The sequence below is a fragment of the Rhizobium sp. RU36D genome (assembly GCF_900176345.1).
Lineage (GTDB): Bacteria > Pseudomonadota > Alphaproteobacteria > Rhizobiales > Rhizobiaceae > Allorhizobium.
In genome coordinates this window covers 14,147-36,731 of record NZ_FWXU01000012.1, presented here as the reverse complement: position 1 = coordinate 36,731, position 22,585 = coordinate 14,147, and the positions used below count along the sequence as shown (strand labels likewise).

At 63.2% G+C, this 22,585-nt stretch carries 22 protein-coding genes; 12 read left to right on the top strand and 10 right to left on the bottom strand.

Annotated elements, in window-relative coordinates; translation table 11 throughout:
• Nucleotides 1-142: 142 nt before the first annotated feature.
• The 10 genes from guaD to B9A97_RS15810 form a co-directional block, all read right to left on the bottom strand.
• Entirely contained in the window at nucleotides 143-1,519 is a 1,377-nt protein-coding gene (guaD, locus tag B9A97_RS15855; protein ID WP_084366330.1) for a guanine deaminase, read from the bottom strand.
• 44 nt (nucleotides 1,520-1,563) lie between these two features.
• Entirely contained in the window at nucleotides 1,564-1,878 is a 315-nt protein-coding gene (locus B9A97_RS15850) for a type II toxin-antitoxin system RelE/ParE family toxin (protein ID WP_084366329.1), read from the bottom strand.
• Entirely contained in the window at nucleotides 1,875-2,135 is a 261-nt protein-coding gene (locus B9A97_RS15845; RefSeq protein WP_084366328.1) for a CopG family ribbon-helix-helix protein, read from the bottom strand. Before B9A97_RS15845 ends, B9A97_RS15850 begins: the two co-directional genes overlap by 4 nt.
• Before the next feature lie 95 nt (nucleotides 2,136-2,230).
• Nucleotides 2,231-3,571 carry an amidohydrolase family protein gene (locus B9A97_RS15840; RefSeq protein WP_244564254.1) on the bottom strand — a complete coding sequence of 447 codons (1,341 nt, stop codon included), beginning with the start codon at nucleotides 3,569-3,571 and terminating at the stop codon, nucleotides 2,231-2,233.
• Between the two features lie 3 nt (nucleotides 3,572-3,574).
• A complete protein-coding gene (locus B9A97_RS15835) occupies nucleotides 3,575-4,432 on the bottom strand; it encodes an aromatic ring-hydroxylating oxygenase subunit alpha (RefSeq protein WP_084366327.1) in 858 nt (285 codons plus the stop codon).
• A 232-nt stretch (nucleotides 4,433-4,664) separates the two neighbouring features.
• Nucleotides 4,665-6,065, bottom strand: a complete 1,401-nt coding sequence (locus B9A97_RS15830; protein WP_084366326.1) for an 8-oxoguanine deaminase — start codon at nucleotides 6,063-6,065, stop codon at nucleotides 4,665-4,667.
• Nucleotides 6,065-7,000: an ABC transporter permease gene (locus B9A97_RS15825; RefSeq protein WP_084366325.1), complete on the bottom strand. Its 936-nt coding sequence runs from the start codon at nucleotides 6,998-7,000 to the stop codon at nucleotides 6,065-6,067. Before B9A97_RS15825 ends, B9A97_RS15830 begins: the two co-directional genes overlap by 1 nt.
• Before the next feature lie 14 nt (nucleotides 7,001-7,014).
• The gene (locus B9A97_RS15820) at nucleotides 7,015-8,061 is read right to left on the bottom strand and encodes an ABC transporter permease (RefSeq protein ID WP_084366324.1); all 1,047 of its coding nucleotides are present in this window, start codon (nucleotides 8,059-8,061) and stop codon (nucleotides 7,015-7,017) included.
• Nucleotides 8,054-9,640 (bottom strand): ABC transporter ATP-binding protein, encoded by a 1,587-nt coding sequence (locus B9A97_RS15815; RefSeq protein WP_084366323.1) that lies wholly within the window; start codon nucleotides 9,638-9,640, stop codon nucleotides 8,054-8,056. The genes B9A97_RS15820 and B9A97_RS15815 overlap by 8 nt, the downstream gene beginning before the upstream one ends.
• A gap of 687 nt (nucleotides 9,641-10,327) precedes the next feature.
• A complete protein-coding gene (locus B9A97_RS15810) occupies nucleotides 10,328-11,440 on the bottom strand; it encodes a BMP family ABC transporter substrate-binding protein (protein WP_084366322.1) in 1,113 nt (370 codons plus the stop codon).
• A 487-nt stretch (nucleotides 11,441-11,927) separates the two neighbouring features.
• Between B9A97_RS15810 and B9A97_RS15805 the strand changes: the two genes are divergently transcribed.
• The 12 genes from B9A97_RS15805 (at nucleotide 11,928) to B9A97_RS15750 (ending at nucleotide 22,541) form a co-directional block, all read left to right on the top strand.
• The gene (locus B9A97_RS15805; protein ID WP_244564253.1) at nucleotides 11,928-12,179 is read left to right on the top strand and encodes a hypothetical protein; all 252 of its coding nucleotides are present in this window, start codon (nucleotides 11,928-11,930) and stop codon (nucleotides 12,177-12,179) included.
• 32 nt (nucleotides 12,180-12,211) lie between these two features.
• The gene (locus tag B9A97_RS15800) at nucleotides 12,212-12,904 is read left to right on the top strand and encodes a Rieske (2Fe-2S) protein (protein ID WP_084366321.1); all 693 of its coding nucleotides are present in this window, start codon (nucleotides 12,212-12,214) and stop codon (nucleotides 12,902-12,904) included.
• Nucleotides 12,904-13,536: a glutathione S-transferase family protein gene (locus B9A97_RS15795; RefSeq protein ID WP_084366320.1), complete on the top strand. Its 633-nt coding sequence runs from the start codon at nucleotides 12,904-12,906 to the stop codon at nucleotides 13,534-13,536. Before B9A97_RS15800 ends, B9A97_RS15795 begins: the two co-directional genes overlap by 1 nt.
• A gap of 232 nt (nucleotides 13,537-13,768) precedes the next feature.
• Complete coding sequence (locus B9A97_RS15790; protein WP_084366319.1) at nucleotides 13,769-15,568, top strand: adenine deaminase C-terminal domain-containing protein; 1,800 nt, start codon at nucleotides 13,769-13,771, stop codon at nucleotides 15,566-15,568.
• Complete coding sequence (locus B9A97_RS15785; protein ID WP_084366318.1) at nucleotides 15,568-16,503, top strand: LysR family transcriptional regulator; 936 nt, start codon at nucleotides 15,568-15,570, stop codon at nucleotides 16,501-16,503. Before B9A97_RS15790 ends, B9A97_RS15785 begins: the two co-directional genes overlap by 1 nt.
• A 64-nt stretch (nucleotides 16,504-16,567) precedes the next feature.
• A complete protein-coding gene (locus tag B9A97_RS15780; protein WP_084366317.1) occupies nucleotides 16,568-16,849 on the top strand; it encodes a type II toxin-antitoxin system RelB/DinJ family antitoxin in 282 nt (93 codons plus the stop codon).
• Complete coding sequence (locus B9A97_RS15775) at nucleotides 16,839-17,174, top strand: type II toxin-antitoxin system YafQ family toxin (RefSeq protein WP_084366316.1); 336 nt, start codon at nucleotides 16,839-16,841, stop codon at nucleotides 17,172-17,174. Before B9A97_RS15780 ends, B9A97_RS15775 begins: the two co-directional genes overlap by 11 nt.
• 155 nt (nucleotides 17,175-17,329) lie before the next feature.
• The gene (locus B9A97_RS15770) at nucleotides 17,330-17,830 is read left to right on the top strand and encodes a thiamine pyrophosphate-binding protein (RefSeq protein ID WP_084366315.1); all 501 of its coding nucleotides are present in this window, start codon (nucleotides 17,330-17,332) and stop codon (nucleotides 17,828-17,830) included.
• Entirely contained in the window at nucleotides 17,827-18,435 is a 609-nt protein-coding gene (locus B9A97_RS15765) for a thiamine pyrophosphate-dependent enzyme (protein WP_084366314.1), read from the top strand. The genes B9A97_RS15770 and B9A97_RS15765 overlap by 4 nt, the downstream gene beginning before the upstream one ends.
• 223 nt (nucleotides 18,436-18,658) lie before the next feature.
• The gene (locus tag B9A97_RS15760) at nucleotides 18,659-20,239 is read left to right on the top strand and encodes a GMC family oxidoreductase (protein WP_084366313.1); all 1,581 of its coding nucleotides are present in this window, start codon (nucleotides 18,659-18,661) and stop codon (nucleotides 20,237-20,239) included.
• Between the two features lie 44 nt (nucleotides 20,240-20,283).
• Entirely contained in the window at nucleotides 20,284-21,675 is a 1,392-nt protein-coding gene (locus B9A97_RS15755; protein WP_084366312.1) for an amidohydrolase family protein, read from the top strand.
• Nucleotides 21,672-22,541, top strand: coding sequence for a (2Fe-2S)-binding protein (locus tag B9A97_RS15750; RefSeq protein ID WP_084366311.1), 870 nt, complete (start codon nucleotides 21,672-21,674; stop codon nucleotides 22,539-22,541). Before B9A97_RS15755 ends, B9A97_RS15750 begins: the two co-directional genes overlap by 4 nt.
• Nucleotides 22,542-22,585: the final 44 nt, after the last annotated feature.

The following is a 22,585-nucleotide window of genomic DNA, read 5'->3' as shown; positions in this document are numbered from 1 at the left end:
TGTATATTTTAAACATCTTTCGCAGCAAAAACAATATTAGTCACTCGTCGTGTATCAATCCCACAAGGCCTATCATAGATCAAAATTAAATCGATTAACATACCCAAACAGAGCGTGGAAGAGCAAATTCTGCGGTCAGGGGTCACACGGCCTTCTGTCCGGAAACCCACACGTTTACGATGTTGGCGCGCGAGGCGGTGAATACGATTTTCTGCAGGATGTTTTCCCCTTCATCCAGCCCGTCGAAGAGCCGGATGGTGCCCTTCTCGGCGGCGCAATCGACCAGGATGGCGTCGAACTGAAAGCCCGGCTCAAAACGCCCGACCGGCAGGTCCAAGGCATTCGCACCGCCCGCGGTGGCGACATGAAAGGCGTGGCGGAAATCGACGCGGGCCGGCTTGCCAGAGGCGCGCTGTTCCGGGCCAAGCTCGGGATCGACGCCGGTTTCCAGCATGCGGGACATGGTGACGGCGGCGCGGCAGTTCTCCAGCATGGAGGCGCTTGGGCCGCCTGAAATATCAGTGCCGAGACCGACATGCAGACCTTTTTGCAGCGCCGCCCGCAGCGGGAAGACCGCACCGGCGAAATAGGCATTCGACAGGGGGCAATGGGCCACCGCAGCCTGGCGGACCCGAATGGTCTCCATGTCGGACGCCGTCAGCAGGTTGGAATGGGCGAGCATGGTGTGACGACCAAGCAGGCCGAAACGATCAAGGCTTTCGGTATCGGTCATGCCGTGGCGGGACAGCACGTAAGCATGCTCCCAGTCGCTTTCGGAGCAATGGGTCTGGACGTGGCAGCCGCATTCCCGGGCAATGGCGCCGAGCCCTTCCAGCGTGGCATCGGTGCAGGAGGGAATGAAGCGCGGCGTCACGACCGGCAGCACCTTGCCCTCGCCATTGTCGGGATGGGTGCGGACATAGTCGATCAGGCTTCGGGTGCCATCCAGGGCGGCATCAACAGAGGCGTCGCGATAATAGTCCGGGCAGCTTTCCGGATGGTCCATGGCCACCTTGCCAACCAGCGCGCGCTGGCCCTTCTCAAGGCAGGTATCGACAAGGATGCGGGTGGCCTCCTGATGGATGGTCGCGAAATAGAGCGCTGTCGTTGTGCCATTGGCAAGCAGATCCTCCACCAGCAGGCCATAGGCATGGCGGGCGAAGGCCGCATCCTGGTAACGGGCCTCCAGCGGGAATGTATACTTCTGCAACCAGACTTCCAGCGGCACATCGAGTGCATTGCCAAGCTGCGGATATTGCGGCGCATGCACATGGCAATCGACGAACCCCGGAAGGAGATAGCTGCCTTTCGGCAAAGTTTCGAGCACGCCCCGGCTCTCGGCACTCGACTTCGCCTCCTGATAATCGGGATCGCTAGGCCGCGTCACCGACAGGATCTCGCCCGCGGCACCGATCCCGATCAGCACATCGGCCAGCACCTCCACCTCGCCGGCGACGGGTGCGTGAAACGCGTGGGCAAGCAGGGTTTTGTTGCGGAGGGTGTGTTGGCCGGCGTTCATGGTGGCTCGCATGGGTTCGGGATAAAGGGCGTCGCGAAAGAAGCTCAGGCTTCGAAGTCAAAGTCGGGATCGGGGGGAAGACCCGGTGGACGCTGTCGACCATGCCGGATCGCCAGAATAATGATGCCGTCCTGCCTGATCTCATAATCCACCACATAGGAGCCCATCACAAAGCGGCGCACCCCGGGAACCGGCATCTCGGGGCTTGGGACACCCATTTCCGGGAAGCGGCCAATGTCTCGGGCTAGGCGCTTCAGGTCGTTCTGGAAACGGAGCGCAGCGGCGGGATTGCGCGCCCTGAGATAGGAGGCCTCCGAAATGGCGTAGTGCCGCGCATCCGGCGGCAGGGTGATTTTCAAGCAGCCGCACCTTTGACGATGGCCTCGACTTCGTCCAGCACGCTGTCGAGATCATGGCCGCCACCATCGCGCACTTCGCCGCGCGCCTTGGCGATGTCCCGGATCTCCCGCCCCTCTTGCGCCAGATAGGCCTTGAGGGCGCGGACGATTACCCAACTGCGGCTGCGCTCGCAAATGCCTGCCACCTCTTCCACCTCGGCAAGCAGATCGAGTGGCAGGCGCATGGTGATCGGATCGGAAAGCTCACGATTTGACATGGTTATTTCCTCCATTTGTAATACAGACTACGCTAGGGAAAGGTTTCGGTCAAACCGCCGCCCCATCGATCAGGCCGCCCGCATGGTGGCGTATATCACAGGCTGCGGTCGCGCAGGGCGAGCGCGGCTTCGCGGAAGCGGGCGCGGATTTCGGCTTCGTCTATACCGGCAACCAGGCGGTTTTCCATCAGGATCGCGCCGTCGACGATGGTGGTTTCCAAGTCATCGGCGCGGGCGGAATAGACCAGGGCGGCTGATGTGTCATAGACCGGCAGGCAATGGGCCTTGTCGAGATCGACGATGATAACATCGGCCTTCTTGCCGGGAGAAAGCGTGCCGACCTCCGGCCGGTTCATGGCCTGGGCAGCACCCCAGGTGGACATTTCGAGCAGTTCGCGGGTCTTCAGGAACTCGACGTCGTGCATCTTGTCCTTGTGGATCATGCCGGCGAACTTCATTTCCTGGAACATATCGAGGCTGTTGTGGCTCGCTGGTCCGTCAGTCGCAAGCCCCACCGTGATGCCCGCCTCGCGGCAGGCATGGAGCCGCAACGTGCCGGAATCGAGCTTGGCGTTGCAGCAGGGGCAATGGGCGATCTTCGTGCCGGTTTCGGCAAGGATGCGGATGTCACCGTCATCAAGCTGGGTGCAATGGGCCGCCGTGACATCTGATTTCAGGAAGCCCATCTCGTGCAGCCATTGCACCGGCGTCGTGCCATAGGTCTCGTGGACATAGGCGATTTCCTGCGGCCCTTCGGAGAGATGGGTGTGGATGACGACGCCCTGGTCATCCGCCACCTCGCGCACCTTTCGGAACATGTTGGCGCCGCAGGAATACGGCGCGTGGGGCGAGAGCGCGACATGCACGCGGTCATTGCCGCTGCGGTGATGGGCGGAGACCTTGTCGGAGAAGCGGTCGAGCGTCTTCCACGACCAGTCCTTGACGTCGGCATAGACGCCGCGATCGGCAAAGCCATAGCCGAGCGTGGCGCGCAGCGGCAGCGTCTTGAGCGCCGCGATCTGCGGCTCGACCCGGTAGGCATCGAAATGCTCATTGAAGCAGGTCATGCCCGACTTCACCATTTCGACAAGACCCATCAGGCTTGCCCAGTAAAGCGTCTCCTCATCGAAATTGCGCTTGAGCTTCCACATCGTGCCCAACCATTCGAACAGCTGGACATCCTCCAGCAGGCCGCGCAGCAGCATGTTGGAGGCGATATGCGTGTGGCAATTGACGAAGCCCGGCATGACGACACGGCCATTGGCGTCGATCACCTTCGCCGCGCCTGCCGTTGACACCTGATCCGAGGGACCGACGGCCAGGATGCGATCTCCCGCTGTTGTCAGCGTGCCGCGGTCGATCTGTGGAGCGCCGCCCATCGGCAGGATGGTGGCATTGACGATAGCGAGGTCGGGGGCGATGTCGATCGCATCCATGGCTCACGCCGCCAGCATGGCCGATGTGCCGTAGGTCACACCCTTTTCCTTGAGCCAGCGGCGATAGGCGATGGAGGAGGCATCGGCGCGGGTGGGGATTTCCTTGCGCGGCTCCATCGGCAACAGCACCGGGCGCTGGTTTTCCAGGATGATGCGGTCCTGCAGGAAGATCAACTGCTGGAAATGGATGAGTTCGGTCGTGGTCGAGACATCGTCGATCAGGTACATGACGGGATGGGCGCGGCAGCGGTCGGGATCAAGCGGCTGGACGAACAGGCAGATGACATCCCAGCGATTGGCCGAGTTCGGGCAGGTCTTGTAGAGCAGCGTCGTGAAGGGGGTCATCACCCGGTAGATATACTGGGTCATGATGCCGTCCTTGGCCGACAGCGCCGCCTGCGGCTGGAAGAACTGGCAGTTGGTCGCCCAGACCTCATCGACATCGCGGCGGATCTCGACATTGTAATGCTCGACCTCCGTATGCGGCTCAGAACCGAGGATATCGGTGTGCACAAAGGGGAAATGCGCCATGTCGAGGAAGTTCTCGACGATGCGCAGGCCCGATGCCTTGACCGAGACCGCACCGCAATTGACATGCCGCCGATCTTCCTCGTCGGCTTCCGGCAGGGGGAAGATCTCGCCCGCGGGCTCGCCCACCGTGGTCCAGATGAAGCCGAAGCGGCGGCGCAACGGCAGCGGCGCGTCCCTGCCCTCTGCCGTGATGGTGAGATCGCCGTTCTCCGCCCGCACCACCGTCAGGTCATGGCCGAGCAGGCGGTTTTTTGATACGCCGTAGGGTATCAGCGTCTCGGTATCGATGACGTACCAATGGTCGAGAGAGGCTCTGTCCGTCGCTGTCATGGGATCGTCCTTTTCGGGTTTGGTTCGGTCATAAGGTCAGATGGTTGAGGCGATGGATTAGAAGACCCTCTCTGGCCTGCCGGCCATCTCCCCCACAAGGGGGGAGAACCGCTGGGGGCCGTCCGCTCGCCAAGCTTGTTAACGCTGGCGATTGTCGAGCGGTCGACGCAAGTCTTCTCCCCCCTTGTGGGGGAGATGGCCGGCAGGCCAGAGAGGGTCTTTTAACACCCCCTCAAGCATCATAAATCCGCTCCATCACCGCTTCATGCTTCACCAGCAGTTTCTCCACATCAAGCGACACGAAGGCGCCTTTTTCAATGACCGCGCGGCCGTTGATGAAGGAATAGTCCACCTTGAACGGGCCGCACATGACAAGCGCTGCGAGCGGATCGCGCTGGGTGCCGGAAAGGCCGAGCTGGTTGAGCTTGACCGCGATGAAATCGGCGCTCATGCCCGGTGCGAGGTAGCCGATATCATCACGGCCGAAGATTTTTGCGCCGCCACGGGTCGCCATGGTCAGCGCCTCGCGGGCCGAGAGCGCCGAGGGCGTGCCGCCGAAGCCGCCGCGGCCGCCGGGTGTTTCCGAGAGGTATTTGTTCGGCGCCACCCGCTGCAGCATCATGGCCAGCCGGGCTTCCATGAACATGTTGGAGGTGTCGTTGGAGGCGGAGCCATCGACGCCCAGGCCGACATTCACGCCCTTGTCCAGCATTTCCCTTATCTTGGCGATGCCTTGGCCGCAGCGCATATTGGCTGAGGGGCAATGGGCCACCCCGGTGCCGGTCGCGGCGAACAGATCGATTTCGTCAGAGGTCATGAAGATCGAATGGGCGAACCAGACATCCGGCCCGAGCCAGCCGACGGATTCGGCAAAACCGACCGGCCGCATGCCATAGATATCGTGGCAATAGACCTCCTCGAACAGGTCTTCTGCCAGATGTGAATGCAGATGCACGCCCTGGTGGCTACGGGCAAGGGCCGCCGCATCCTTCATCAGGCCTGGTGTCACCGAGAACGGCGAGCATGGGGCGAGGATGACGCGGCTCATCGAATGGCGGGAATTGTCGTGATAGCGGTGGATCAGCCGCTCGGCATCGACAAGAATGTCCTCCTCCTTCTCCACGCAGCTATCCGGCGGCAGACCGCCCTGGCTCTGGCCACGCGACATGGCTCCACGGGCGGCATGGAAGCGCATGCCGATTTCCTGCGCTGCATCGATGGTGGCATCGAGCGTACAGTTATTCGGCAGGATATAGAGATGGTCCGACGACGTGGTGCAGCCCGAGGCGATCAGTTCCGCCATCGCCACGCGGGAGGAGACGCCGATGGCGTCATCGTCCAGGTTCGACCAGATGGGATAGAGCGTCTTCAGCCAGACCAGCAGTTCATCATCCTGCACCATCACCCGAGTCAGGTTCTGGTACATATGGTGGTGGATGTTGACCATGCCGGGCATGACGATATGGCCGGAGAGATCCAGCACGCTATCCGCCTCGACCTGGCCGAATTCGCCCGTCGTGCCGACCGCCTCAATGACATTGTCGCGGATCAGCATGGCGCCATCGGTCAATTCCCGCGCGCCATCGTCGAAGGTGGCGAGATGGGCGATATTCTTGACCAGGAGCGTGGCCATCAGCGCACGCTCCGGTAATAGGGCTCGCCCAGGGCCGCCGGGGCCGCCATCAGCCGGCGCATGCGCTGCCAGGCAATGACCGGCACGATGATGAAGGCGATGGTGCCGAGATAGGGCAGCATCGACAGGAAGGGCGGCGCGATCGGCCAGCCGCGCGCCTGGCCGACGAACCCAAGCGCGGTGATGAAGCCGAACAGCAGGCCCGAAAGCACCGCGGGAACGGGGCGGTAGCCGGCGAAGATGACCAGCGCCACCGCGATCCAGCCGCGACCTGCCACCACGCCATCCGACCAGGAGGGCACGAAGGCCAGCACCAGATAGGCGCCAGCGCCCGCCGCCAGCGCCGAACCGGCGGCGACATAGCCGAAGCGGATGAGCGTGACCGGGATGCCGGCGGCATCGGCTGCTGCCGGGTTTTCACCCACCGCGCGCAGGTTCAGCCCGTGGCGAGTCTTGAACATGATGTAGCTCAAGCCAAAGGGCAGGATGATGAAGATCAGGTAGACCAGGATATTCTGGCTGAAAAAGGCCTGGCCGAAAATCGGGATTTCGCTCAAGAGCGGGATCTTCACGCCCTCGAAGGTGACGGGGACCGGCATGCCCGAATAGGCCTTGCCGATGGTCTGGGCCAGCCCCGTGCCGATCAGCGTCAGCGCCAGGCCGCACAGCACCTGATTGGCCCTGACGATGACGGTGGCAAGGGCAAACACACTGCCAAACAGCGCGCCGACCACAAGCGCCGCGAGAAAGCCGAGGACGGGCGACGGAAAGGCGGTGACAGTCGCGACTGCCGTGACGGCGCCCATGGCCATCAGGCCCTCGGCACCGAGATTGACGACACCGACGCGCTCGGCCAGCACCTCGCCAAGGGCTGCCAGCGCCAGCACGCCGCCTGCGAGGAAGGCCGTGGTGAAAAGACCGGTCAGGAGATCCATGATGTCTGATCCTTTCAGGCTTTGTCGCGGACGACGCGGTAATGGGACAGTTCATCCCCGATCGCCGTCAGGAACAGGATGAGGCCGGTGATCGCCAGAACGGTCGAGGTGGTCAGCCCCTGCGTCTGGAGAATGATGCCGGAATTCAGGATGAAGGCCATCAGCGCGCCGGCGAAGATGACGCCGAGGCAGGAGCCGCGCGCCAGCACCGCGACCATGATGCCGAGATAGCCGTAATTGTTGGAAATGCCGCCCTGCAGGCGATGCACTGTGCCCGCGATTTCCAGCATGCCGGCGATGCCGGCAATGGCGCCCGAAATCAGCATGACGGTGATCAGGTGCTTCTTGGCGGCGATGCCGGCATATTTGCCAGCCGAGGGATTGGAGCCGATCAACCGCACCTCGTAACCCCATTTGGAGAAGGTCAGGAGGCCGGCCATGACCACGGCGAGAATGACGGCGATCGGCAGGCCCCAATGCACGAGGCCCCAGAATTCCGGCATTTCCACCTTGATGCGCGGCGTCGCCGAATTGGCAATGCCGCCGCGCTCGCGCCAGACATCGGTCGAGACGTAGTAGACCATCAGGATGGCGACGAAGTTGAGCAGCAGCGTGGTGATCAACTCGTTGACATTGGCATAGGCCCGCGCCAGCGTCGGCACCAGGATCCAGACCAGGCCGCCGAAGGCACCGGCGACAAACATGGCAACGAGGCTCAAGCCCGTCGGCAGTGGCACGAAGAGGCCGACGGCTGTGGCGGCAAAGGCGCCGGCATAGAACTGGCCCTCCGCGCCGATGTTCCAGGCGCCGATCTGCTGGGCGACCGTGACCGAAAGGCCCGTCAGGATGAGCGGAATGACAAGCAGCCCGAGATCTTCCATGCCAAAAGAAGAACCCAGCGAGGAACTGACGACCTGGGCGCCGAGATCAAGGGGATTGCGGCCCGTGGCGGCCAGGATCAGCCCGGCAATGACAAGTGCCAGGGCGATGGCCCCAATGCGGGCGCCGAGGGCGGCACTTGGAGTGGCCGAGGGAAGTCGCTGCAGACGCAGATTAGCCATGGGCGGCCTCCTTCTTCATGGCGGCGGTGCGGCCACCCATCAGCAGGCCGATTTCCTCGATATCCACCCCTGAATTGTCGAGAATGCCCATGATCTTTCCTTCGTAGAGCACTGCGATCCTGTCCGAGAGGTTCAAGAGCTCTTCCAGCTCTTCGGAGATCAGCACGATCCCGGCGCCGGCATTCCTGAGTTCGACGATGTAGCGCAGCATGGTGTTGATGGCGCCGACATCGAGACCGCGGCTGGGATAGGCAGCGACCAGGATCTTGGAGGCGACGCGCATTTCGCGGCGGGCGACCAGGCGCTGCTGGTTGCCGCCGGAAAGATTGCGGATCGGCATGGCGAAATCGGGAATGGCGACTTCGGCAACCGACGCAATCTCCTTGGCAAGCGTGGTGGCGGCACCGGGATTGTAGAAACCACCCTTGGTGACCGGCGGCTTGCCATATTCGCGCATGACCGCGTTGACGGTGATCGAAAGGCCGGGTGCGAGGCCGGAATGCAGACGATCCTCCGGAATATGGCCAATGCCGCGAGCGACGAAATCTGCGGCATCGGCATGGGTCACGGGCTTCCCGTCGATCAGGATGCGCCCTGCACTGATCGACCGCGTGCCGGTGAGGATCTGCGACAATTCCCGCTGGCCATTGCCGGCAACTCCGGCAACACCCAGGATTTCGCCGGCATGCACGGTGAGATCGATGCCATGGAGCGCCTCGCGACCGGCATCGCTCAAGGCGCGCACGCCTTCGAGCCGCATGACCGGCTCGGCGGAGATTTTTGCAGCGCCTTCGGGCCGGCCGCGCATGTCGGCCAGCACGATGTCGCGCCCGACCATCAGCCGAGCGAGGCTGGCCGGCGTGCAATCCGCCGCCATTTCGGTCGCGACCTTGCGGCCGCCGCGCAGGATCGAGATGCGGTCGGAGATCTCAAGCACCTCATCGAGTTTGTGGGAGATGAAGATGACAGCATTGCCTGTCGAGACGAACTCGCGCAGGGCCTTGAACAGCTCGCGCGCTTCGGCAGGGGTGAGCACCGCCGTCGGCTCGTCGAGGATCAGCACCTTGGCCTTGCGGGCCAGCACGCGCAGGATCTCGACGCGCTGCTGCTCGCCGGTCGAGAGATCGGAGACGCGGGCGGATGGCTTGGTGTCGAGATTGAAGCGCCTGGCGAGCTCGGCGGTGCGGGCTTCGAGTACCGCGGCGGAGGCACGGCGCGGCGTCTCGCTCCAGCCCAGATGAATGTTTTCCGCCACCGTGAAGGCCTGCACCAGCTTGAAGTGCTGATGGACCATGCCGATCCCGGCCGCGATGGCCTGGACCGGGGAGGAGAATTCCCGGGCATAGCCATCGATGATGATCTCGCCGGCGTCCGGCTGATAGATGCCGGTCAGGATGTTCATCAGCGTCGACTTGCCCGCGCCGTTTTCACCCAGCAGCGCGTGGATCTCCCCCGGCAGGACCTCGATATCGACATCCTGATTGGCGATGACGCCGGGGAAATACTTGGCGATGCCCTTGAGTTGGACGAGCGGCGGGGTGCCGGGTGGTGCAACATAGGTCTTCGATTGATCTGTCATGCGGCCTGTCGCAAACGAGGATGATCGGATTGCAGGATGGAAAGGGGCCGGGGTCCCTTGCCGGTTGTTGTTGGTGGGTGGGTCGGGCGGAACCCAGTCGCTGCGCTCTGCCTCGCCAGCGGCGTCCCCACTCGCTCCGCCGTCACCCTTATCTCTGCCGTCGCCCCTGCTCCGCCGTCATCCTCGGGCTTGACCCGAGGATCCACAGCCAAGCCCGTCGAGTGCCGATGGATCCTCGGGTCAAGCCCTGACATGACGGTGGTGGGTGCCGCTCCCATCTTACCCTACCGCAACCCTCCGGTGGCAGCATTTGGCAGGGACAGGCGGCAGCCTCACCCTCTCCCGTCATGCTCGGCCCTGTCCCGAGCATCTGCTGCCGTCGACCGCACCTGCTCCATCAACTGGCGGAGAGCATTCGGCCGGCGGAGTGGATCCTCGCGTCAAGCCCGAGGATGACGGCAGTGTTTGCCGCTCCCATCGTGCCCTACCGCAACCCTTCGACGCGCGCACGGGTGGCAGGAACAGGCCGAGGCCCCTACTCCCAACCGTCATGCCGGGCTTGACCCGGCATCCAGCCACGGCGCGTCCGCGCCGTGAGAGAGTGTTTCTCGCCCAAGGACTTGGGCGTGCTGGATCCCGGCTCAAGGCCGGGATGACGGCAGAGAAGAGCGCCGGACCTTCCCGCCCTCAAAGCCCCGTCACGCCCTCGACGGACCAATCCCAGTTGTAGAGTTCGAGCTCGGTCATGCGCTGGCCCTTGGCGACCTTGACATTGCCCTTGGCGTCCTTGAGCTCGCCCTCGAACGGCGACCAGCCGGCCATGATCTTGTCGCGCACGGCATCCGCAGCCTTGCCGACTTCGGCCGGCACCTTCTCGCCCCAGACGTCGCGGTCGACGCCCTTGCCCATGGCGAAGAGGTTTTCGGTCGGGGTCCATTCGCCGGCCAGCCGCTTCTTGACCTGGTCGACATAGAAATCCTTGAAGTCGATGATGATCGACGAAACATAGGAATTCGGGCCGTAGCGGCGGATGTCGGTGTTCCACATAGCGGCCCAGACCCCGCGCTTTTCGGCGACCTGCAGATAGCCGGCCTCGTCCATGATGCCGAACAGGAAGTCGCAGCCGTTGTCGATCAGCGCCGTGCCTGCCTGGGTTGCGGCTTGCGGGTCGAACCAGGAATTGATGACGATGGTCTGCAGCGTGGCATTGGGGTTGACGGTGCGCGCGCCCATCAGGAAGGCATTGGTGGAGGCATAGACCGAGGCGACCGGGAAGGAGGCGACGTAGCCGAGCTTGCCGGTCTTCGAGAGCATGCCGGCAGCGACGCCGACGACATAGGTCGGATACCAGTGGGCCAGGTAGTACCAGCCGAGATTGTCCATGGTCAGGTGGCCGTTGCATTCCATGAAGGCCACCTCAGGCGCCCGGCGAACGACTTCATGCAGGAAGTCGCCATTCGACGAGGTGTCGAAGATCATGTTGGCGCCTTCGCTGACGAACTGGCGATAGGTGCGCGTGGCATCGGCCGAATACGGGATGTTCTCGACTTCCAGGACCTTCTTGAGCTTCGGGAAGGCTTCCTTGACGGCCAGCAGGCCCTGATGGTGGCTCCAGGTCCAGCCCTCGTCGGTGATCGGGCCGACATGGCCAAAGCCGATGACGGCATCCTCTTCCTTGATGGCGGCGAGCGGCGCGGCATGGGCCGGACGCACGAGGCCGGTCGGCAGCATCATCGCAGCAGAGCCGGCAGCTGCCATGTTCAGGAAGCCGCGGCGGGAGAGATTACGCAAGTCGATCATGTGTTCCCCTTCTGGTTGATTGTCTGGCGCCCGTCCGAAACCGGTCCGGGAACGCCATCAGGCCGATCAAAAAGGAACGCAACAAGCATGCCAATCACGAGGCCGGTCCAGATTTAGTCCTCGCACAAAGCCGTGCGCGACGGACGAACAGGAGCGACTGGTGGTCGCTGAGCGCCCGAAAATTCCACGATTTCAGATGGTTTTCAAACTGTTAAGATCCTCAGAGGCCAGCGCAGCGCACGCCCGGGCAACCCCTTTCGACCAAACTATACTGTTCGCAATTCAACCTGTTCGGCGATCCGCTGATTGCGCCAAACGCAACAAGTCAGGCGAAAAAAGCGCTTGAATTTCGAGGGCGGCAGCGGATAGACTGATTAAATAGCATGCATGACTAAAAAATAGCCACATGCAAAACGATTGCGCAGGAGCCTGATTTGACAGCGACCAGCATGGCGCCACAGCCCACCGCCGCCTGGGGACGAGGGGCATGACGCATCAGGTGGACTTCACCTTCAAGGGCGATATCGCCTGCGACAGCTTCATCAGCTTTGCCCGCCATCGCGCCGGGCGGCTGGATATCAGCCTCGACATCGGCGCCTGCAGCGACACCGCGATCACCGTTTCAGTGGCGGGGGAGCCTGATCTTGTCGACATGTTCGAGATGGCCTGCAGCCTTGGTCCCTATGACTGCATCGTGCGCGACGTCATGCGCAGTGATGCGCCCTACGCAACATCGTGACACACACCAATATTGGATCTGAAGGAGCTGACATGACGGATGAACGGGGCTGGGTGCCGATCGCCTTGTCCGGCACGATCGAGGCGTCGACCTCGACTGGCGTGATCATCGGCGGCGAGGAAATCGTCGTCTGGCGCGACAGCAAGGGCGCGGCGCATGTCTGGGAAGACCGCTGTCCGCATCGCGGCATGCGCATGAGCTTCGGCTTCGTGCGCGGCGACCACATCGCCTGCCTCTATCACGGCTGGCAATACGATACCGGCGGGCAGTGTCAGTATATCCCGGCCCATCCGGATCTGGAGGTTCCCAAGACGATCAAGATCCCGACCTATGCGGTGGCGGAAAAAGGCGGGATCATCTGGACCTCGCTTGCAGCAGAAGGAGCCGACCCGGCCGAGCTTCCAGATGTTGCCGGCAGTGCAACACCTGTCCGCAGCCTCTATGTCGATTGCCCGCTCGACCTCGCATTGGGGCTGCTGGCCCGGACCGCCCTGCCCGGCGAAACCGAGCCGGCGCAGTGTAAGACGATCAGCGGCAATCTCGTCTCGCTTTCCGGCGCGGGCCTGCGCCTCATCATCGCCCTGCAATCCATCGGGCCGGCCAAGACAGGCCTGCATATGGTGTTGATCGACGCGGCCCCCGGCTCTGTCGCCCGCGTGGCGAAATGGGCAGAAGGTTTGCGGCTTTCGCTTGAAAGCCAGCCCGCCCTGGCGGAGGTCGCCTGATGTCCACCCTCACGCTTTACAATTACGAACTGGATGATTCGAGCTACCGGGTGCGCCTGCTGCTCTCGATGCTGGGCCTGGACTACGAGACCTTCGCGGTGGACATGGTGCCCGGCAACGAGCAGAACAGCCCCACCATGCTGGCGATGAACCCGCTGGGCAGCCTGCCGATCCTAAAAGACGGCGACCTGATATTCTACGGCACCGAGGCGATCCTGGCCTATCTCGCCAGGGCGTATGATGCGAGCGGCACTTGGCTGCCAGGGGATGCCGCCATCTTCGGGTCGGTCATGCAGTGGCTGAACTTTTCCGCCAGCGCCCTGCCCGCGGCGATCGAGGCGCGCAAGGTGGCGCTATTCGGCCTGCCGGGGGATCTCGATAGCCTCAAGGCCTCCGCCCGCCGCGCCTTCCGCATCATGGACGACCACATGACGCTGCGGCAGATCGACGGCATGGAGTGGTTTGCCGGCACTGGACCGACGATTGCCGATGTAACGGTCTTCCCGATCTTCGCCCTATCCCGCGACTTCGGCATCGACCACGACGAATTCCCGGCGCTCAGACGATGGATAAGACGCTTCCGCACGATCAAGGGGTTCAAGACAATGCCGGGGATTCCGGATTATCATTGAGTCTGAATGATCATTGAGGCTGAGTGACTGCGTACCCCCTCTGTCCTGCCGGACATCTCCCCCTCAAGGGGGAGATCACTTGGAGCCGGCGCCTCGCCCCAACTCGACGGAAGATGGCGGGCGAGGACTTACCGCCTGCCGATCTCCCCCCTTGAGGGGGAGATGCCTGGCAAGGCAGAGGGGGGTTACCCGCTCACTGGAAGCAACAAAGACGCACAATAGGAGTACCACCATGCCCATCACCCGATTTTCCGTAGCGCCGCTTTCAGCCATGACCCGCAGGCTGGCCGATGTGGCCTCGGGGCGCGCGTCGCCTGATCTCGTCATCCAGGGGGCGCGGGTGCTGTCAACCTATTCCGAGCGCATCCTGCCGGATCGGGAGGTCTGGATTTCGGGCGGGCGCATTGCGGCGGTGAAGCCGGCGGGGAGCTACAAGAGCGGTTCGGCCAAGCTCTACGACGCCAAGGGCGGCATCATCGGACCTGGCCTTGTCGATCCGCATATCCATATCGAAAGCTCCATGGTCACCGCCTGCGCCTATGCGGAAGCGGCGCTGCTCAATGGCACCACGACGATCTTCTGCGACAGCCACGAGATCGGCAATGTCATGGATGTTGCCGGCGTCGAGGCGATGCTGGAGGATGCGCGCCATGCGCCGCTGTCGATCTTCCTCACCGTGCCCTCCACCGTGCCGGCGACCACGCCGGATCTTGAGACGGCGGGCGGCGACCTGACGCCAGACAAGATCGCCGCCCTGTTCGACAAGTGGCCCGAAGCTGTTGCGCTGGGCGAGAAGATGGATTTCGTGCCGGTGGCCATGGGTGACGAGCGCAGCCATGCGATCCTCGCTGCCGCCCTGTCGCGCGGGCGGCCGGTTTCGGGCCATGTCTATGGCCGGGAATTCGTCGCGGCCTATGCGGCATCCGGCGTGACTGACACCCATGAGGCGATCGACCGCGACATTGCCGACGACCTGCTGGAGGCTGGCATTTGGCTCTTCCTGCGCGGTGGTCCGCCGACCACGCCCTGGCATTCCCTGCCGCTCGCCATCAAGACCGTGACCGAGCTTGGCGCATCCCACAAGCGGATCGCGGTCTGCACCGATGACCGGGATGCCGACGACCTCCTGCATTTCGGCCTGGACTGGGTGGTGCGCGAGGCGCGCGTGGCCGGCATGAGCCGCGAACAGGCCTGGGCCATGGGCTCTCTGCATGGCGCCACCCGCTTCGGCATGGAAGGCGAAATCGGCGGCATGGGCGGCGGGCGGCGCGCCGACCTGGTGCTGCTCGACGACGATCTGAAGCCGGTTTCGACCTGGTATGGCGGCGAACTGGTGGTGGACCAGAAGAAGATCACGCCGCTGCTGGACGAAACCCTGTCCAAGCCATGGCGCTATCCGGAGGCCGCCTATCACACGGTGAAGCTGCCCAAGGCGATCAAGCTCACGCCTGACCTGCCGACGGAAAAGGTGGTGGCCAACACCATCAAGACCGAACTGCCCGGCATCATTCTCGGCCATCACAAGGTGACGTTGGAGCCCGCCAATGACTGGCAGACCCATTTCGAGCGGCACGGCCTGTGCTTCGTGACCGTGATCGAGCGGCACGGCAAATCCGCGGGCAATGTCGCCCATGGGCTGTTGTCCAATTTCGGCATCATGAAGGGTGCCGTCGCCTCGTCCGTCGGCCATGACAGCCACAACATCATCATTGCCGGCACCAACGAGGCCGATATGCAGGTGGCGCTGAGGGCCATCGAAGAGCACCAGGGCGGCGCCTGCGTGGTGGCGGACGGCAAGGTGACCGCCATGGTGCCGCTGCCGATCGCGGGGCTTCTCTCCGACAAGCGTGTCCATGAGGTGGCCGAGGAGGTAAAGGCGCTGAAGGTGGAATGGGACAAGGCCGGCTGCACCATTGCCTATATGGGCTTCAACCTGATCCCGCTTTCGGTCATCCCGGAAATCCGCATCACCGACAAGGGCCTGGTCACCGTGCCGCAGATGGAGATCGTGCCGCTGTTCGAGGGCGCCTGATGGACCCTTACCGCCTCGGTCTCGTCTCGACCCGCATCCACTATTTCCAGCTGGTGGCGCGGCTCGGCTCGATCCGCCAGGCGGCGATCTCGCTCAATGTCGCCCCCTCCTCCGTCAGCCGCATCTTGCGGCAGTTGGAGGAGGAGATGGGCGCACCGCTGTTCGAGCGGGTGCGCCAGCGGCTGAAGCTGACCAGTGCGGGCGAACTGCTGCTCTATCACGCCCGCATCTCGCTCTCGGAACTGAACCGCGCCTGCAACGAGATCAACGATCTCCATGGCCTGCATCGCGGCACCGTCTCGGTGGCGGTGGTGGAGAGCGTGGCGCGTGGGCTGATGCCAAACGTGCTGCAGGAATTCTGGACGCGTCACCCCGGCATCACCGCCGACATGAAGGTGCTAGGCTCGCAACAGGCAGTCAACGCGGTGGCGGAAGGCGAATGCGATCTCGCCGTCGTCTTCGACGTCAAGGTGCCGCGCACCATCAGGCGGCTTTCGGCCGTGTCTCTGCCGATCGGGGTGCTGGCCGTTCCGGGCAGCGAGCTGGCCAAGCGGCAGGAGATCAAGCTGTTCGATCTCGCGACCGAACGGATCATTCTCTGGGATTCGAGCCTCAGCCTCGGATCGTCGGTGGAGGATGCCTTCAGCCGCTCGCTCGTTGACATGCCGCGCCGCTCGCGCACCAATTCGATCAGCCTGATGGTGGAACTGGCCAAGCGCAATCTCGGCGCCGTGCTGCAGACCCGTGTGGGCATCGAGGACGAACTGGCGGCCGGCACGCTGAAATTCGTGCCGCTGCGCGACAGCCGGCTCGGCCCCCGCAAACTGGTCCTCGTGTCCCGCTCGGAAAAGGAAATGTCCGACGCGGCCTCCGCCATGGGCAAGCTGCTGGAGCAGGCGATCCAGAAGGTCGCGACGGCGGCCCGGGAGGGGTGACGGCCGTCGAGTTGAAAATGATGCTCAAATGAGCTACATATGCACCACGTAAAAGGAGGCGCAAATGGCTGCCAATGCTTATGTGCGGGCTCGCATCGATTCCTCGATCAAGGATAGCGCCACTGTGGTGCTCGACAGCCTTGGCCTGACCCCTTCTGATGTGATCAGGATGGTGATGACCCGTATCGCTCATGACAAGGCCTTGCCGATAGAATTGACCAGGCCCAATGCCCGCACGATCGCGGCCATGGAGGAGGCAAGAGCGATCAAGTCTGGCAAGGGCAAGACTTTCGATACCGCAGGCGAGCTTCTGAGTTCGCTTGAGGGACGCAAGCTTGCCGAATGAGGATAAAGGGCGCAGGCCTGCCTCGTCCAAGCGAGCCGCGCTGCCACGCGCCTCGAGCTATACCAAGCAGTTCCTGAAAGACTGGGAACGCCTCTCGCGGGGTGGGCGCCATGATCTGGGCGCCTTAAAAGCGGTTATGATGCTCCTCGTGGCCAATGACTCGCCGCTTCCGCCAATCTACAGGGATCACCAACTCAAAGGCGACTGGGCTGATCATCGGGAATGCCATATCGGCGGGGATTTTCTGCTGATCTACACCCTGGATGACAAGAAGAACCTGATCGTGTTCGTGGCAACGGGCACGCATGCCGAGCTTTTCGAATAGTTTCTGCCCGCGGCCCTGAACTGGCGCATTCAAGGCTAGGGCAACACCTGTTGCCTTCCCCAGGTGTTGCGTTTTGCGCAAACATCGTTTCGCAAATTGCCGACTATTCGAAACATCACGACTTTGCGACCCTGCCTTCGAAAAGAGGGCATGACATGAAACAATCTTCCGTCGAGGCCGTGATCCGCGGCCTCAAGAAGGCAGGGGTGAGCACCGTGTGCTACCTGCCGGATTCGCTGTTCAAGGAGCTATATCCGGCGCTCGATGCCGATCCTGATATCAGGACCATCCGGGTGACCAACGAGGGCGAAGGCGCGGCGATCTGCGGGGGCGTGTTTCTCTCCGGCAAGCGGGCAGCGCTGGTGATGGAAAATTCCGGGCTGCGCGCCTCGGTCGAGCCGCTGGCCCGCATGGGGCTTGGTGCCGGTATTCCGGTCGTGATGCTGATGAGCTATCGCGGCGAGCTGGGCGAAAACAACTGGTGGGCCATTCCCCATGGGATAACCATGGAGCCGGTGCTGAACGCGCTGCGCATCCCCTACCGCGTGGTGCGGGAGGAAGACGAGATCGAGCAGTCGATCGTCGATGCCTATAACTGGTCCTACAACGCCTATTACCACTCAGCCATCGCACTTGGGGGGAGCATCGTCCGATGAAACGCTTCGATTGCATGACCCGTCTCGCCGCACGGCTGAAGGACGAACTGGTGATCCTCTCGCTCGGCGCCTCCGTCGACGAATGGTATAATGCCGCGCCGCATATGCGCGCCGCCAGCCTGTTCCAGCAGCAACTCGGCTGCGTGACGCCCCAGGCCTTCGGCCTTGCCACCGGCTTGCCGCATCGCCGGATCATCTCGCTCGATACCGATGGCGGCATGATGTTCAATCTCGGCATTCTCGCCACACTCGGCAACGAGCAGCCTGGGAATCTCTTCACCGTCGTCTGGGACAATGAATGCTACCAGTCGATCGGCGGCCCGCCGACCCACACCGCCTTTGGCCGGGTGGATATCGCCGCGATTGCCCGGGGTTGCGGCATCGAGCATGCCTATACCGCGCGCACGCTGGAGGAGTTCGACGCCCATTGCGAGGCCGGCCTGAAGGCTGAGGTGCCCTATATCGTCGTCGCCAAGGTGTCCGGCACGGTGCAGCCCGACATCAAGCGCAAGCATTCCGACGGGCGGGAGGACAAATACATCTTCGTGCGCCATGTGGAGGCCACGGAGGGCATCGTCATCATGGGGCCGAGCGAGCACAATTGATGGGTGAGCTTTTAAAAGGCCCTCTCTGCCCTGCCGGGCATCTCCCCCACAAGGGGGGAGAAGACTCGCGGACCGCGCTCGCTTCCGGCCATCGATACATCAGGTTGCGGCAACTCTTGGGGCGCAGACGGCCAGCCACAGGTATTCTCCCCCCTTGTGGGGGAGATGGCCGGCAGGCCAGAGAGGGTCTTTTTTCTCTACCGGACATGCAGAGGGCCGTCGCGTGACCCTCACCCTTCCCCACCGTCCCCTCCAAACATCCTACGACTACATCGTCGTCGGCGCAGGCTCTGGTGGCTGTGCGGTGGCGCGGCGGTTGGTGGATGGGTCGGAGGCCACTGTGCTGCTGATCGAGGCGGGGGACGCGGGTCTTGATGTTGCCGAGATCGACGATCCGCGCGAGTGGGTGCCGTTGGGGCGCAGCCGGTGGGACTGGGGCTACAGCTATGCGCCGACGCCGCGCATCAACAACAGGGTGATCGGCATTCCCCGCGGCAAGGTGCTGGGCGGCTCCTCGGCCATCAATGCGCTGATGTGGTATCGCGGCCATCCGCTTGACTATGATGCCTGGGATGCAGCCGGTGCGCCGGGCTGGCGGTTTGCCGATTCCCTGCCCTATTTCAAGCGGGCGGAAGACTGGGAAGGCGGCGAGACGGCGTTTCGTGGCGCCGGCGGGCCGCTGAGGATCGAGACCAGCAAGGGCCTACACCCGGTCGCGCGGGCCATGATGGAGGGCGCGGGCGAACTGGGCATTCCCATCATCGACGACCCGAACGGCGCGACGAACGAGGGCGCGACACCCTCCAACTTTAATATATCCCAGGGCAAGCGCTGGAGTGCGGCGACCGGTTACATCAGGCCGATCCTCGGGCATGAGCGGCTGACGGTCCTGACCGGCTCGCTGGCGATCAACCTGATCCTCGAAAACGGTCGTTGCGTGGGTGTGCTGCATCTGGTGGATGGCCATCCGGTGGAAACCCGCGTCACGACCCATGTGGTGCTGGCGCTGGGCGCCATCGATACACCGCGCCTGTTGATGCTCTCCGGCATAGGCGATCCGGCAGAACTCAAGCGGCTCGGCATTCCCGTTGCCGCCGATCTGCCGGGTGTTGGCCAAAATCTCCAGGACCATCCGCTGGTGCAGGCCATTGTCTGCCGGTCGAAACAGCCGCTCGGACCCAAGACCGACAATGGCGGCGGCACGATGCTGAACTGGAAATCGCTGCCTGACCTGGTGCAGCCCGATGTGCATGCCTTTCCCGTGCAGGGCAATTCGGCCGAGCAGACGCTGCGCGATCGCTACGATCTCTCGGGCGAGGTGTTTTCGCTGGGTGCCGGGCTGATGCATTCGAAAAGCGTTGGCTATCTCCGGCTGTTGAGCGCCGAGCCCGGTGGTCCCTTAGAGATCCAGCCGAACTTCCTGGCCGAGCCATCCGATCTCGAGGCGCTGGTCCGGGCCTGCTACACCATGATGGATCTGGCAGAGACGCAAGCCTTTGCCGATCTGTTCGATGGCTTTGCCGCCCCGCGACGCCGGCCGAGCCGGGCCGACATGGTGGAGTTCGTCCGCCAGGGCTGCTCCACCTTCTTCCATACCTGCGGCACGGCGAAGATGGGCGAGGACGCGCTTGCGGTCACCGACGAGAGGCTGCGGGTTCGCGGCATCGACGGCCTGTCGATCGCCGATGCCTCCGTCATCCCCATCATCCCCACCTGCAATACCCATGCGCCCGTCACCATGATCGGCGAGCGCGCGGCCGATTTCCTGCTGGGGCGTTCGGCGGCTTTGGCCGGAACGGCCTGAATTTTGCATCAAGCTCCGCCTGACGCGGAAGGCACGGAGAAAGCATGAACACTGCCGCAATGATTATCACCGGTGAAGCGGTCCTAACGATGGATGCCGACAACAGCGTCATCAAGAATGGCGCTGTCGCGGTGGAGAACGGGCGCATCCTGATGGTGGGGCCGTACGACACGGTGCGGGCCGCCTATCCGGATTTCGCGGTGCGGCGCAACCCGGGCGCCGTGCTGATGCCGGGGCTGATCAATGCCCATGCGCATTCCGGCTTCCTGCGCGGCACGGCCGAGCATCTGCCGGTGTGGGACTGGCTGACGATCCACATCAATCCCATGCATCGCATGTTGCGGCCTGACGAGGCAGAGGCGGCGTCCTATCTCTGCTACGCCGAATCCGCCCTGTCCGGCACCACCACCGTGGTGGACATGTGGCGGCATATGGATGGCAGCGCCCGCGCCGCCGATGAGCTCGGCACGCGGCTGGTCGCCGTGCCCTATGTCGGCGAGCATCCGGACTACAATTACTTCGACACGCTCGACATGAACGAGGCTGTCATCGAGACCTGGCATCGCAAGGCCCATGGCCGGATCAATGTCTGGGTCGGTCTCGAACATCTCTTCTATGCCGACGAGGCTGGACAGCGCCGCGCCATAGGCATGGCGAAGAAGCACCGGACCGGCTTCCATACCCATTGCTCCGAAGCCGATATCGAGGTGGAGGAATTCATCACCCGCTATGGCAAGCGGCCGATGTTTGCCCTGGAGGATCTCGGCTTCTTCGAGACGCCGCGCACCATGATCGCCCATGCCGTTTGGCTCGATCCGTCCGAGGTGGAGCTGATCGCGAAATATCCGGTTTCGGTTGCGCATAATCCGGTGTCGAACATGAAGCTCGCCTCCGGCATCGCGCCGATATCGGACATGCTGGCGGCGGGCATTGCCGTTGGCCTGGGCACCGATGGCGAGAAGGAAAATAACAATTTCGACATGTTCGAGGAGATGAAGACGGCCTCGCTGCTGGGCAAGCTGCGGCATCGCGATGCCGCCGCCATGGATAGCTGGCAGTGCCTGCGCATGGCGACGATCCTGGGGGCAAAGGCCATCGGGCTCGACCACGAAATCGGCTCGCTGGAGGCCGGCAAGCGGGCCGACATCATCGCCGTGCGCTGCGACACGCCGCGCATGACGCCCTTCTTCGCCGATGGCCCGTATTTCAACCTGCAGCACAATCTGGTGCATGCCGTGCGCGGCAGCGATGTCGTCATGACCATGGTGGATGGGCAGGTGATCGTCGAGGACGGCGAGCTGATGACCGGCGACCTCGAAGAGATCATCGGCCGCATCCACCGCCTGGCGCCCGACCATTTTGCCCGGCGCGCCGCGTGGCTGGCGGAAAATGGCGGTGGCACCAAGCAGTGGACGCAAAGGGAGGTCGAGGCATGACAAAAACCACCGACCAGGCCGTGCTGAACGACTGGTATGCGATTGCGACGGCGAGCGAGGTGACCTCTCGGCCCGTGGCCACCAAGCTGCTGGGCCAGGAGATCGAGTATTTCGCCGGAGAAGGCGGCAGCTTTATCGCGCGGGAAATCCTGGGCGATGGTCGGCGCGGCCCTGACCTGCCGGTGCAGGTTAGATATGGCTGCCTGTTCACCACGCTCGGCAAGCCGGTGAAGGATGTCGTCCACATTTCCGAGGCCGAGGAAGAGGATCGCCGCTATGTGCCCTGCGGCTGGGTGACGATGCGGGCCTCCGGCCTTCGGGTGGTGGAAAACTTCCTCGACATGGCGCATTTCCCCTTCGTGCACACGGATATCCTGGGGGCCGAGCCGCACACCGAAGTGCCGCATTACCTCTCGGAAATCCGGCGCGATGTGGACGAGGTCTGGGCCACAAACTGCACCTTCTTCCAGCCGCGCATCGCCGCGACCGAGGACAAGGGCGACTTCGTGCACCTGACCTACCGGGTGCCCTCGCCCTTTGTGGTGATGCTCTACCGGGTCTGTCCCACCTCGCCCAACCGGCTGGACGCGATCGCGCTGTTCATCCAGCCGATGGAAGAAGGCCTGTGCCGGGCAACGCCGGTGATGTACCTCGTCGACAGCATCTCCACCCACAAGTCGCTGCTGAATTTCGAACAGGTGATCTTCCTGCAGGACCGGATCATCGTCGAAAACCAGCGCCCACTGCTGTTGCCTTTGGAGCCCCGCGCGGAGATCCCGACCCGCGCAGACTCGTCGTCCATCGCCTATCGCCGCTGGCTAAAGGAAAAAGGCGTTCGGTTTGGCACGACGGCGGGAGGACATTGATGGGGCGGGGCTTGGGAGGCATCGGCTTGGGGTGCTTGGATACC